Source organism: Methylobacterium sp. J-078 (genome assembly GCF_022829285.1).
Classification (GTDB): domain Bacteria; phylum Pseudomonadota; class Alphaproteobacteria; order Rhizobiales; family Beijerinckiaceae; genus Methylobacterium.
The window spans coordinates 123,285-136,599 of sequence record NZ_JAKSYI010000132.1 but is presented as its reverse complement, the minus strand read 5'-3'; the positions used below and the strand labels follow the sequence as shown (position 1 = coordinate 136,599).

Below are 13,315 nucleotides of genomic sequence, written 5' to 3'. Positions count from 1 at the left end.
GGCCGCGACCATCCGACCGCTTGGCGCGCCCGATCCCGACTCGGCGAACGGCAAGCGTGGGCATGGCTCTCAACGAACAGGCGACGACCCCCGAGACCGTGGCGGAGCCACGGGCCTCCTGGAGGTTCGACGACGCGACGGGCGCGCAGCCCAGCCTCGGGCGCATGAATGCCAGCGTACCGGTGCGTGCGGGGGGCTCCTGGCTTCGCCGGCTCCTGGCCTTCATCGGCCCGGGCTACATGGTCTCGGTCGGCTACATGGACCCGGGCAACTGGGCCACCGACATCGCGGGGGGCGCGCAGTTCGGCTACACCCTGCTCGCCGTCATCCTGCTCTCGAACCTGATGGCGATCGTGCTGCAGGCACTCGCCGCGCGCCTCGGCATCGCCACCGGCCGCGACCTCGCGCAGGCCTGCCGCGACCATTATACGCGCCCCGTCAGTCTGCTGCTCTGGATCGCCTGCGAGGCCGCGATCATCGCCTGCGACCTCGCCGAGGTTATCGGCACAGCCATCGCGCTGAAGCTGCTGTTCGGGATTCCCCTGGTCCTCGGCGCGACCATCACGGCCCTCGACGTGTTCCTGATCCTGCTGCTGATGCGGCGCGGCTTCCGGGCCCTCGAAGCCTTCGTGATCGCGCTGCTGGCGGTCATCTTCGTGTGCTTCGGCGTCCAGATCGCGCTCGCGGCGCCGCCGATCCAGGCCATCCTCGGGGGCTTCCTGCCGACCGCCGAGATCGTGACGAACCCGGCGGCGCTCTACATCGCCATCGGCATCATCGGCGCCACGGTGATGCCGCACAACCTCTACCTGCACTCCTCGATCGTGCAGACGCGCGCCTACCCGCGCGACGAGGCTGGGCGCCGGGGCGCGATCCGCTTCGCGGTGACGGATTCCACCATCGCGCTGATGCTGGCCCTCTTCGTCAACGCCGCGATCCTGATCATGGCGGCCTCGGTGTTCCACGCGCAGGGACGCACCGACGTGCAGGAGATCGAGCAGGCCTACGAACTGCTCTCCCCGCTCCTCGGCGCCGGGATCGCCTCAACGCTGTTCGCGGTGGCGCTGCTGGCGTCGGGCCTCAACTCCACCGTGACGGCGACGCTCGCCGGACAGATCGTGATGGAGGGCTTCCTGCGCCTCCGCATCCCCGACTGGGCGCGGCGGCTCATCACCCGGGGCATCGCCATCGTGCCGGTGGTCGGCGTGACGGCCCTCTACGGGGAGCAGGGCACGGCGCGTCTATTGGTGCTCAGTCAGGTGGTGCTGTCGATGCAGCTGCCGTTCGCGGTGATCCCGCTCGTCGGCTTCGTCTCGGACAAGGGCAAGATGGGCCCTCACGCGATCCCGGGCTGGCTCAAGGTCCTAGCCTGGGGAATCGCGACGATCATCGTCGCGCTGAACGTGAAGCTTCTGTTCGATACGCTGACGGGCGCCTGACGCCCGTCATGGTCCTGTCAGGCCGTGACGCCGCGCGGCCGGGGTGCCTCAGCGCTGCTGACGGCCCGCGCGGACCCGAACGGGAACCGGCTGCGGCGCCGGCATCGCACCCTCGACCACCGAACCGATGAACGACCGGCTGGCCTCGGCGACGGTTTTGATCAGACGACGCACGATGGAAGCGGCAGTCGATTGTCTCATCACGGGCTCCTGACCGACGGGCTTGGGACGAACGCCGCATCCCGGGCCGGGTTCCGGAGGCGACTGAGACATGAGATGGCGAGGGGATCGTCTCCTGTTCAGGGCCCGAGGGCAATCCGCCGCACGCGGGCGAGACGCGCAAAAAAGCACCGGCGCCGGGCGCCAATGCTTAAAATTTAACGCGTCGTGGGCGGGCGCCGCACCGAAAGCCTACGGCTTGCCGCGCTTGGCCATCAGCTGCTCGATGAGCGAGCCGCCCTTCTCGATCGCCGCGAGTTCCTCGGCGACCGCGTCCACGGTCTCGCGGATCTGCTCCGGCGTATGCTCGGAGGTCATGAAGAAGCGCAGGCGCGAGGAGCGCTCCGGCACCGCCGGGTGGATGATCGGCTGCACGTTGATGCCGCGCTTGAACAGGCGGTCCGACAGGGTCACCGACTTCAGGGAATCGCCGATGATGACCGGGATGACTGCGAGGCCGAGGCTCGTGCCCGTGTCGAGGCCGTGCTTCTTGGCGCAGGACAGGAACAGGTGGCCGTTCTGGCGCAGGCGCTCCACCCGGTGCGGTTCGGCATGCATGATTTCGAGGGCGGCCTCGGCGGCGGCGGCGAGCGGCGGCGAGATGCCGACACTGAAGATGAAGCCGCCGGCGGTGCATTTCAGGTATTCGATCAGCGGCGCCGGGCCGGCGATGTAGCCGCCACAGGTGGACAGCGTCTTCGAGAGCGTGCCCATCCAGATGTCGACCCCGCGCGGATCGACGTCGCAATGCTCGGCGAGGCCGATGCCCGTACGGCCGAGAACGCCGAGGCCGTGGGCGTCGTCGACCATGAGCCAGCAATCGTAGCGCTGCTTCAAGCTGATGAGGGCGGCGAGGTCCGGCGCGTCGCCGTCCATGCTGTAGAGGCCCTCGACCACGATGAGCGCCCGGCGGTGCTCGTGGCGCGTGGCGCCCAGCAGGGTCTCCAGGGCGTCGAGGTCGTTGTGGGAGAACGAGCGGCGCTGCGCGCCGGAGAGCTGCGCGCCCGTGACGATGCTGTTGTGGCTGAGGGCGTCGTGGAAGATCACGTCGCCGGGTTCGAGCAGGGCGCCGATCGTGGTGACGTTGGTGGCGTGCCCGCTCACCATCACCACGCAGGCCTCGGTGTCGTAGTGCTCGGCGAGGGCCTTCTCCAGGGAGAGGTGGCCCGGGCGCTCGCCCGCCACGATCCGGCTCGCGGAGGCCGAAGTGCCGTAGACCTCGATGGCGCGGGCTGCGGCCGCGTTCACGTCCGGATGCCCGTTGAGCCCGAGGTAGTCGTAGGACGAGAAGTTGATGAACGACTTGCCGTCGATGCGGGTCGTGGCGCTGGCCCGGGTCTCGTGCACCCGGAAGAACGGGTTGCCGAGGCCGATCAGGTCGGCTGCCGAGCGCTGGAGCCGCAATTCCCGGTAGCCCGGCAGGGATTCGAAGTTCTGGACGGACGGATCGTTCGAGGGCCGCTGGGCCGGCCGGGCCGTGGCCGGCCGGCTGGCGCTGCGCCCCATGCGGTTCGTGACGAAGCCCGCCAGGGCCGCGCGTCCGCCATCCGGTCTCGCGGGATTGCTCATGCGGATACTTTCACGGCGGAGTTTTTCACGGCAGGATTTCTTTGATCACGAGGCTGTTCTCTTCCACCAGGGCGTGGAAGGGCTCGAGGGTGCGCACGTCGACGCCCTCGCTGGCATGGCGCTGGGCGAGACTCATCACCGCCGCGGCCGCCTCGTCGACCGGGGCCGAGATCGACTGGATCAGGGTCTCGGTCAGTTCGTTGACGGTCAGCCCCGACGAGATGCCGGAGGGCGGCGCCTCCAGGGCGAAGCGCTCCTGCAGGCTGGCGCCGAGTTCTACGCCCATCAGCGAGTCGAGGCCGATTTCGGAGAGCTGGCGAACGCGGCTGATGTCGTCCTTGGGCAGGCGCAGGATGCGGGCGATGTCCTCCACGATGGCGTCGGCCACCGTCTTGCGGACCGCGTCGATGTCCTGGGTCTTCAGGAGCATCCCGATATTGATGGCCGCCACGGTGCCGGCTTCCATCTGCTGGTCGGAGCCCAGTTCGGCGTAGCTCGGGCTCTTCATGGTGGCGAGGCGCTCGCGCGCCTTGCCCCAGTGCATGGAGGCGATGGCGATCACGGCGTCGTCCGGGCTGCCGCCCTGGCCCTGGAGGGCGTCGGCCATGAGGTCGAGGCAGTGGCGGGCATCCATCGGCGTGACGCCGACGCGGCCCGCCAGGGTCTCCATGACCGCGCGGTTGCGGGCCAGCACCCCGACATCGCCGATGGCGCCCCAGGCGACGGCCAGCGCCGGCAGCCCGGCCTTGCGGCGGCGGCGGGCGAGGCCCTCCATGAAGCCGTTGGCGGCGACGTAGGCGCCCTGGCCGGGATTGCCGATGAAGGTCGTGGCCGAGGAGAACATCACGAAATAGTCGAGGGCGCGTCCCCGCGTCGCCGCGTCGAGGTTCTCGGCACCGATGACCTTCGGGCGGATGACCGCGTCGAGGGCGGCGGCGTCGATGTTGGCGATGAGACCGTCCTGCAGCACCATCGCGCCGTGGATCACGCCGGCGAGGCGCCGGCCGTTGCGCTCCACTTCGGCAAGCAGGCCGTCCACCGCCTTGCGGCTGGTGATGTCGCAGGCCATCGCCGCGACGTTGACGCCGCGCCCGCCGAGATCGGCTACCACCTGCTTGGCCTCGGGGCTCGCCGCCCCGTTGCGCCCGACGAGGACGATGTGCTTGGCGCCACGATCCGCGAGCCAGCGGGCCGCCTCGATGCCGAAGCCGCCGAGGCCGCCGGTGACGAGGTGGACGCCCTCGGGCGAGATCGAGAAGGCGGATGTCTCGGCCTGCATCACGCTGCCGGGCTTCGGCGGCGCGATGACGATCTTTCCGACGTGACCCGATTGCTGCATCAGCCGGAAGGCGTCCGAGACCTCGTCCGCCGTGAAGGGCTGGAAGGGCAGGGGCTTCAGGCCGCCCTCCTTAAACAGGGCCATGACCTCGCGGAACAGCCGGGCCCCGTCCTCGCCCTGGTGCTGGAGCACCTGGTCGAGGTCGACGCCGAAATAGGAGAGGTTCCGGCGGAAGGGACGCAGGCCGATATGGGTGTTGGCGACGTAGTCGCGCTTGCCCAGCTCGATGAAGCGGCCGAACGGCTTGAGGACGTTGAGGCTGCGCTCCATCGCCTCGCCGAACAGGCTGTTGAGCACCACGCCGACACCGTCACCGGTTATGCGGCGGACATCGTCCACGAAGGCCAGCGAGCGCGAGTCGAGCACGTGCTCGGCCCCCAGCGCCTTGACCAGGGCGCGCTTCTCCCGCGACCCGGCGGTGGCGATGACCCGCGCACCCTTGAGCTTGGCGATCTGGAGTGCCGCGAGGCCGACGCCGCCGGCGCCGCCATGCACAAGCACCCACTCGCCCCGGCGCAGGCGGGCGCAGCTGACGAGGCCGTAATAGGCGGTGAGGAAGGCCACCGGCACGGTGGCGGCGGCCTGCGCGTCGAGTCCGGGCGGGCTCGGCGCCACCACGAGCTCGGGCACGACCACGTGCGTGGCGAAGCCCGACTGCGCGAAGGCGACGACGCGGTCGCCCGGCTTGAAGGCCGCGACGCCCTTGCCCACCGAGAGCACGCGCCCGGCGACTTCGAGGCCGAGGCGGGGACCGGCGAAGCCGTCCTCCAGGATCTCCTCGGGCAGCATGGAGAGCGCCCAGAGCACGTCGCGGAAGTTGAGGCCGGTGGCCTCCACCGCGATCTCCACCTCGCCGCGACCCGGCGCACGGCGCTCTGCCGGGCCCCAGGCCATCTCGTTGAGGCCGCCGGTGTTGCTGCGCTCCAGGCGCGCCGCGTCGGCCGGCACCGCGTCGGCGGCGGGACGGCGGGCGCGCTGACCCGGCGCGAACCGGATCACCCGGGTGGCCTCGGCGTCGAGGATGATCTCGGTCTCGGCCGTGCCCGACAGGATGAGGTCGCGCAGGCGCTCGGCGGCGGTCTTCGTCGAGAGCGCCTCGGCGAGGTCGATCCGGCGCACGTCGAGGTTGGCGACCTCGTTGGCCAATGTCCGGCTGAAGGCCCAGACGCCGGCCTCCACCGAGCCCGTCGGGTCGCCCCCGTCGCGGGTGGCGCCGGGGCAGACGACCCAGAGCCGGGTCTGGCGGCTGCCCAGATGCTCGACGCAGCGCTTGAGGCTGAGGCAGCGCTCGCGCAGGCGGTCGGCGGCCGAGCCTTCGTGGTTGAAGGCACCGGCCAGGAACACCACCGTGTCCGGCGTCTCGCGCTCCAGTTCGAGCAGGGACTGCTCGGAATCGAGGATGATCGAGACGTGGACGCCGCTGGCCACCAGCAGGGTGGCCAGCGAGGAGGCGGTCTCCGCCGCGACGGCGTCATGCGAGCCGATCACGAAGGCGAAGGTCTGCCCGGCGGCGGGCTTCGTGCGCGGCGGGGCCTCGGCGATGAACAGGAGGTCGTCGCCGTTGGCCGAGGCCGCCCGGTCCACCGCCACCCGCACGAGGCCGGTGTCGCTCAAGGAGCGCTGCCAGCCGGTGATGTCGTCGAGACGTCCGACCGGCAGGTCGCCGGCGCCGTCGAACCAGTCCGGGGTCAGGCCGAAGACGAGGTCGCGGAACAGCGAGGCTCCGGGCTCCACCGCGAGGAGGAAGCCGCCCGTGGCGAGGGCGTCGGAGACCTGGCCCAGGAGGGCCCGGTCGGAGCGATGCAGGACGTTGCTCGCCAGGATGGCGTCGAAGCCCCCCGCCGTGAGCTCGGCCGGATCCTCGATGATCGTGACGCCGCGCGGCAGGGCGAGGCGGGCGCGCTCGGCCAGGCGCCGGTCGGCCTCGAACACCGTGAGCTGCGCCTCGACGGCGTCGGTGAAGCCCGCGGCCTGCGCCGAGAGCGGGCCGAATCCGACCTGGAGCACGCGCAGGGCCCGGTCGCGGGGCAGGGCGCCCCGGCCGGATTCGACGAGGGAGGCCAGGAGATCGGCGGAGGCGCGCGCCGTGGCGCTGCGCAGGATGAACGCGTCGAGGGCGTTCTGGGACAGGGTCGGGGCGGCGGTGAGGCCGCCGGCGAGCAGACGCGCGACCACGGCGCCGATATCGGCGGTGAGCACCAGCTCGGCCGAGAGCTCGGGATGGTCGGCCGCGATCCAGCGCATGATCTCGTCGGGCGCCGGCAGGGTGACGTCCTTGCGCAGGATCCAGCGCTCGCCGTCGAGGGTCGCCAGATCGCTGCTCTCGAGCGCCAGGAGGGCGTTCAGGAGCCAGGGGCGCATCGCCTCCGGAACCCGCTCGTCGATGGCCACGGTGCCGGCGCGCTGGAGACCTTCCGCGAGGCGGTAGGCCATCGAGGTGGCCCAGCCCTCGAGGAGGAGGTGGCCGGGGGCCAGGGGCGCCTCGGAGGCCGCGAAGGCCGCCTTGACCGCCGGCCGGATCGCATCGGCGATGCGGGCGCCACGCGTCAGGGGAATCGCGGTGGGCTCGGTGGCGAGCTCGGGGCGCTGGGCGATGGCGTAGGCGGCCAGATCGCTGCCGTTCTTGGCGCGCAGGGCCTGGAACCGGCCTTCGCGCAGGGTGGCGACGACCTCGCCCTCGGCATCCACCAGGGTGAAATCGGCCAGGATGCTGCGCTCGTTGGCGCGCCGGGTCTTGATCAGCGCGCGGGCGATGACGGCGCCGGGCTTGACGAGGCGGATCTCGCCGAAGCGGACGGGGACGTAGGCCTTGGTGGAGCCCTCGCCCATCAGGCCGGCGAAGAGCAGGATCAGGCCGTGGAAGCAGGAATCGAGGCGCGCGGGCACGAGGCCGAAGCGGGCATCGGCCTCGGCCGGCACCAGTTCGGAAACGATGGTGGTCTCGTCCAGGCGCGCGCTGAGCGCCACCTGGCGGAAGCTCGGGCCGAAGCCGAGGCCGGAGGCGGCGGCGAGGCGGTACAGGGTGGCGCCCTCCACCGCGTGCTCCTCGGGGACGTGGATGTCCACCGGGGCCGGCGCCTCGAAGCTGCCGTCGATGATCTTGGCCGCCGCGTGGATCTGCCAGGCGGCCTGGGTCAGGCGGGGGCGGCTGAGGACCTGGATGGCGTTGCCGGAGCCGGCGATGCGGACCGCGACCTCGCGCAGGGAATCCTCGCCGAACACCATCGGCGACTGGATCTCGAACTCGGCGAGCACCACGGTGTCGCTCTTCATCGCCTCGCGGGCGACGCCGAGCGCCATCTCGATGAAGGCCGCGCCCGGCAGGATGGCCTGCCCGTCGATGCGGTGGTCGTCGAGGTCTGGCACCGTCGCGATGTCGACGTGACCGTGCCACTCGAGGCCGTCCGGCGTGAGCCGGGAGCCGTAGAGCGGGTGGTAGGGGCGGGGGGTCGCAGCACCCACGCCCTCGGTGGTCTCTGCGAGGCGGAACGGGCGGCGCTGCCAGGGATAGAGCGGCAGCGGCACGTCGCCCGCCGGGTTGGCGCCGAACACGGTGTCCTCGTCCACGGCTGCCCCCTGGACGAGGGCGGCCGCGACGGTGCGGGCGATCGGGTCCCCGCCGGCCGGCTTGCGGTGGAGCACGCCGATGGTGGCGTTCTCGATGCCCAGCGGCTCGATGGCGTCGCCGATATGCGAGAGCAGGGTGGCGCGCGGGCCGACCTCGACGAAGACGCGGGCGCCCTGGCGGGTCGCCTCCTGCACGGCCTCGCAGAAGCGCACCGGCTCGCGGATGTTGCGCCACCAGTAACCGGCGCCGAACTGCTCGCCGGCCAGCACCGTGCCGGTGACCGTGGAGATCATGGCGGTGGTGGCGGCGCGCGGCTTCAGCCCGGCGAGATCCCGCAGCAGGGGCTTCTCGGTCGGGTTCATCAGGCGGCCGTGGAAGGGGTATTCCAGGTCGAGCTTGCGCCCGCGCCGGCGCTTGCGCGACAGCGCCTTCATGGCCGCGTCGATGTCCTCGACGGGACCCGCCACCGTGACGGCCTTGGGGCTGTTGTAGGCGGCGATGTCGAGGCTGGGATAATCCTGCAGGAAGACCGCGATCTCGTCGGCCGGCGCCAGCAGCACCGCCATGGTGCCGAAGCCGCGCGTCGTCTCCTGGTGCTTGCTGCGGTAGAAGATGACCTTCACGGCCTGCTCGAGGCTGAGGATGCCGGCGGCCTCGGCCGCCGCGATCTCGCCGACGCTGTGGCCCAGCACGTAGCTGGGCTTGAGGCCGTGCGCCCGCAGGGCGGTGGTCGAGGCGCTGGAGATCGCGAAGATCAGCGGCTGCGAGACCCGGGTCAGGGCGAGGCGCGTCTCGAGATCCTCGGCGAACAGGGCCTCCTTGAGCGACCAGTCGGAGAGCTTCCGGAACAGCGCGTCGATCCGGTCGAAAGCCTTCCGGAACGCGGCGTTCGCGTCGTAGGCCTCGCGGCCCATGCCGGCCCACTGGCTGCCGTTGCCCGAATAGACGAAGGCGACCTCGGCCGCGCGGTCGACGGCGGTGCCGAGGAGGGCGGCGGGGGCGTCCTCCGCCTCGCCCACGGCGCGCAGCACCCCGGGCAGGTCGGCATCGAGGGGCACGGCGAGGCGCGAGGACAGGCGCTCGCGGCGATGCGCGGCGGCCCCCGCGATACGGGCGACCTGGTCCGCGTCGGCGCCCTCGAGGCGCTCGGCATAGTCGAGGGCGAGTTCGTTCAGCGCCGCGCGGCTCTGGGCGGAGAGCAGCAGCACCTCGGGCGTCCGGCCCGCCCCGGAGGCGGGCGCCTGCACGGCGGCGGGCGCGCCGTCCGTGAGGACGATATGGGCGTTGGTGCCGCCGAAGCCGAAGGAGTTCACGCCGGCAAAGCGCGGCTTGCCGGTGCGCGGCAGCGGCAGGGGCTTGTTCGTGACGGAGAGATTGAGATCCCTGAACGGGATGTCCGGGTTCAGCTCGGCCGCATGCAGCGAGGTCGGGAACAGGTCGTGTTCGAGGGCCAGGTTCGCCTTAAGAAGGCCCGCGAGGCCGGAGACCGGCTCGGTGTGGCCGATGTTGCTCTTGATGGAGCCGATGGGCAGCGGCGCCTTGCGGGGCCGTCCGAGCTTGCCGCCGATGGCGCCGGCCTCGATCGGGTCGCCGACCGGGGTGCCGGTACCGTGGGCCTCGACGAAGACCACGGAATCGAGGTCGATCTCGGCCTCGCGGTAGACCTGCTCCAGCAGGGCGCCCTGCGCGTAGCCGGAGGGCAGCGAGATGCCGGTGGTGCGCCCGTCCGAGTTGACGCCGCTCGCCGCGATCACGCCGCGCACGGTGCTGCCGTCGCGCAGCGCCGCACGCGCCGATTTCAGCACGAGGACGACGCCGCCCTCGGAGCGCACGTAGCCGTCGGCGCTCGACGAGAAGGCCTGGCACAGGCCGGTGCGGGAGAGCATCTGCGCGTTGGAGAAGCAGATGAAGTTGAAGGGGCTCGCCAGCAGGTTGACGCCGGCCACCACCGCCGTGTCGATCCGGCCGCTGGAGATGGCCGCCACCGCCGCGTCGAGGGCGACGAGGGAGGACGAGCAGGCGGTGTCGACGGTGAAGCTCGGGCCCTTCAGGTCGTAGATGTACGAGATGCGGTTCGACAGGATCGAGAGCGTGTTGCCAGTGGCCGCGTAGGCGTCACCCGACGAGGTGTCGAGGACGCGCAGGTTGCCGTAATCGAGGGACGAGGCGCCGACGAAGACGCCGATCTGGCTACCGGCCACGTCCGAGGGACGCAGGCCCGCATCCTCCAGGGCCTCCCAGGTCAGCTCCAGCAGCAGGCGCTGCTGCGGGTCCATCTGCTCGGCCTCGCGGGGCGAGATGCCGAACACACCGGGATCGAAGGACCAGATGTCGTCGAGGACGCCCGCCGACCAGGTGTAGCTCTTGCCGCGCTCCTGGGCCCGGGGATGCCCGAACCGCTCCAGCGACCAGCGATCATCCGGGATGCGCCCGACGGCGCAGCGCGCCTCGGTGAGGAGTTGCCAGAGCCCTTCGACGCTCGATGCGCCGGGCAGCCGGCAGGCGCGGCCGATGATCGCGATGTCTGTACGTTGTGTCACGTTCGATTCGCACGCGCTCTTGAACGGGGGACAGATCGTCTGGCGCCACCGGAGTGATCCACGCGATCCTTAGTATGGCTCCAAGTCGGTGTCCAACCGGCGAGGGCGTCGCGAACAGGATCTCGGTCCGAATGTACAGACCCTGTTGCACGTCTTCACCAGTTGATCCGCCAAGATGATCCGCGTCAGGCCCGCATTCTGCCCGAATAGACCCGGATTTTCTCTTGATAATCCCGACGCCCACCGCGGCAACCGGCATGCGGGCAAGACTATCGGCAGTGAATGCCTCGTTGCGGCCGGGGCCGGCCACGCAAGGTCGGGGCGTCTCCGTCCGGCTCCCACCGGGGGTTCGCGGTGAAACGCGCTGCCTGGGCGGATGACCCCGACATCACGGACGTGACACCTTCGATAGAGCCCGCGAATGCGGCGACTTTGCGGTGCAGACGATCGATGCTGCACCGCACCATCAGAGCCGAAACCGACCGGATGTCCGCGAGAGGTTGGGGTTATAATAGGGGTCCGACCTCAACTGGCTCTCCCAGCGGGCCTTCATGACGCGGACCTCGCCCTCGAACCGGACTCGCTTCTCGGGCGTGTCCTCCGGGCCACGGCTCTTGGATTCGTGGTGGATCAGCACCGCGTGCGGGGTCCAGACGTTGCGGTATCCGGCCGCGCGCAGGCGCAGGCACAGATCGACGTCGTTGAAGGCGACGGCGAGATGGTCCGCGTCGAAGCCGCCGCAGGCGGCGAACAGCCCCGCCCGCACCGCGAGGCACGCCCCGGTCACGGCCGAGACCTCCTGCGTCAGCACCATGCGGGCGAAGTAGCCCGGCTCGGATTCGGGGATGCCGGGATGGCTGTGGCCGGCGACGCCGCCGATGCCGAGGATGATGCCCCCGTGCTGAAGTGTCCGGTCGGGATAGAGGAGCTTGGCGCCCACGGCCCCGATCCGGGGATCGAGGGCGATCGAGACCATTTCCCGCAGCCAGCCCGGCGCGATCACCTCGATGTCGTTGTTGAGGAATAGGAGGACGCTCCCCCGTGCCGACGCGGCGCCCCGGTTCGAGAGGGCGGAGAAGTTGAAGGGCCCCGGCACGGGAACGACGCGCACCCGCGGATCCGCCGCGTGCCGGGCGAACAGCGCGCGGGTCGCCGCCTCGCGGCTGTCGTTGTCGATGACGATGACCTCGATCGCCGGGTAGTCGGTGCCCGAGAGCAAGCCCGCGAGGGCCAGGTCCAGCAGGTCCGCCCGGTCCCGCGTCGGGATGATCACCGAGACCAGGGGCGCCGGATCGGGCAGAGGCCGCACCAGCCGGTTGAAGCCGAGGGGCCCCCGCTCCGCCCGCGCGCCCGAGGGCGCGGCGACATCCGCCAGGGCCCGCAACCGGGCATCCTCGGTGCGTGCCAGGGCCCGGTCCGAGAAGGTGCCGGAGCCGCCGGCCGCGCGCCAGTGATAGAGCACCCGCGGGATGTGACGGACGCGGCTCGCGTCGAGGCCGGGGGTGAGGCGCAGGAGCAGATCGTGGTCCTGGCTGCCCTCGAAGCCGGGGCGCAGGCCGCCGGCCGCGCGCACGGCCTCGGCGCGCACCACCGTCAGGTGGTTGACGTAGTTCTGCCCGTAGAGGAGTTCGCGGTCGAAATCGGACTTGAAATGCGGCTCGAAGCGGCGCCCGCGGCCATCGATCTTGTCCTCGTCGCTGTAGATCAGGACGAGGTCCGGGTCCGAGCAGATCGCGGCGGCGACGTGGTAGAGCGCGCCCTCGGCCAGCACGTCGTCGTGGTCGAGGAAGGCGACGAAGCGCCCTCGCGCCTCCGCCAGCGCATCGTTCGTCGCGCGGGCGATGTGGCCGTTCTGCGCCCGGCGCTGCACGTGGATGCGCGGCTCCGCGCCGGCATGCCGGGCGAGCAGCCGCGGGATCGCCGGGTCGGTGGAGGCATCGTCGACGATGCGGAGTTCCCAATGCGGATAGATCTGGCCGCGCACCGACCGGATCGCCGCCTCCAGCACGCGCGGGTCGGGGTCGTGGACCGGCATCACCACCGAGATCAGCGGCGCGGTCTCGGCCCAAGCCGCGACCTCGTCCCGCATGCGCCGACGATCCGGGTCCGACAGGGTATCGAACCGGGCGATCCAGGCCGCATAGCCCGTCTCGGCCCGGTGTTCGAGGGCGCGCAGGAGCAGGGCGCGACCCCGGATCTTGAGGCCGAGGGCGCGCCAGTACACCGCCCGCGCCGCCAGAGCCGGGTCCCGGCGCAGGGCCCCCGCCACCAGGGCGATCCGGCCGCGGCGCCGGACCGCGAAGGCGGTGAGCCGGAACGGCACCTCGCGGGACAGGGGTGACAGGCGCAAGGACCGCACGCCCTCGGGGAACCGGCCCGTCCAGAGGAAATCGTCGCCCCCCGCCGGCGCCTCGGTCAGGGCGACCGGTTCCGGGAGGCCCTTCGGCCCCTCCACGAGGGCGCTGAGCACCAGGCGGGCGATGCCCGCACTGCCCGCGTCGCGGAACCGGATCGTCGCCCAGACGCCGCCGAGGCCGGCATCCGACACGTCGAGGGTCAGGCCGCCGCCATCCGCGACGAAGGCCCGCGCGCGCGGAGCACCGCCCCGTCGCGGAAGGGAGGCCACCGGGGCGGCGTCCAT

The 13,315-nt window shown here is 71.4% G+C and carries 5 protein-coding genes; 1 reads left to right on the top strand and 4 read right to left on the bottom strand.

Going from position 1 to position 13,315, the window contains the following annotated elements:
- Positions 1-62: 62 nt before the first annotated feature.
- Positions 63-1,439 carry an Nramp family divalent metal transporter gene (locus MKK58_RS23285; RefSeq protein ID WP_279578521.1) on the top strand — a complete coding sequence of 459 codons (1,377 nt, stop codon included), beginning with the start codon at positions 63-65 and terminating at the stop codon, positions 1,437-1,439.
- Positions 1,440-1,487: 48 nt separating this feature from the next.
- Here the strand turns inward: MKK58_RS23285 and MKK58_RS23280 are convergent, their stop codons facing one another.
- The 4 genes from MKK58_RS23280 to MKK58_RS23265 form a co-directional block, all read right to left on the bottom strand.
- A complete protein-coding gene (locus MKK58_RS23280) occupies positions 1,488-1,640 on the bottom strand; it encodes a hypothetical protein (RefSeq protein WP_243915290.1) in 153 nt (50 codons plus the stop codon).
- Positions 1,641-1,850: 210 nt separating this feature from the next.
- Positions 1,851-3,227, bottom strand: a complete 1,377-nt coding sequence (locus MKK58_RS23275) for an aminotransferase class I/II-fold pyridoxal phosphate-dependent enzyme (RefSeq protein WP_243915289.1) — start codon at positions 3,225-3,227, stop codon at positions 1,851-1,853.
- 25 nt (positions 3,228-3,252) lie between these two features.
- Positions 3,253-10,674, bottom strand: a complete 7,422-nt coding sequence (locus MKK58_RS23270; protein WP_243915287.1) for a type I polyketide synthase — start codon at positions 10,672-10,674, stop codon at positions 3,253-3,255.
- Between the two features lie 466 nt (positions 10,675-11,140).
- Positions 11,141-13,315: a glycosyltransferase family 2 protein gene (locus MKK58_RS23265; RefSeq protein ID WP_243915281.1), complete on the bottom strand. Its 2,175-nt coding sequence runs from the start codon at positions 13,313-13,315 to the stop codon at positions 11,141-11,143.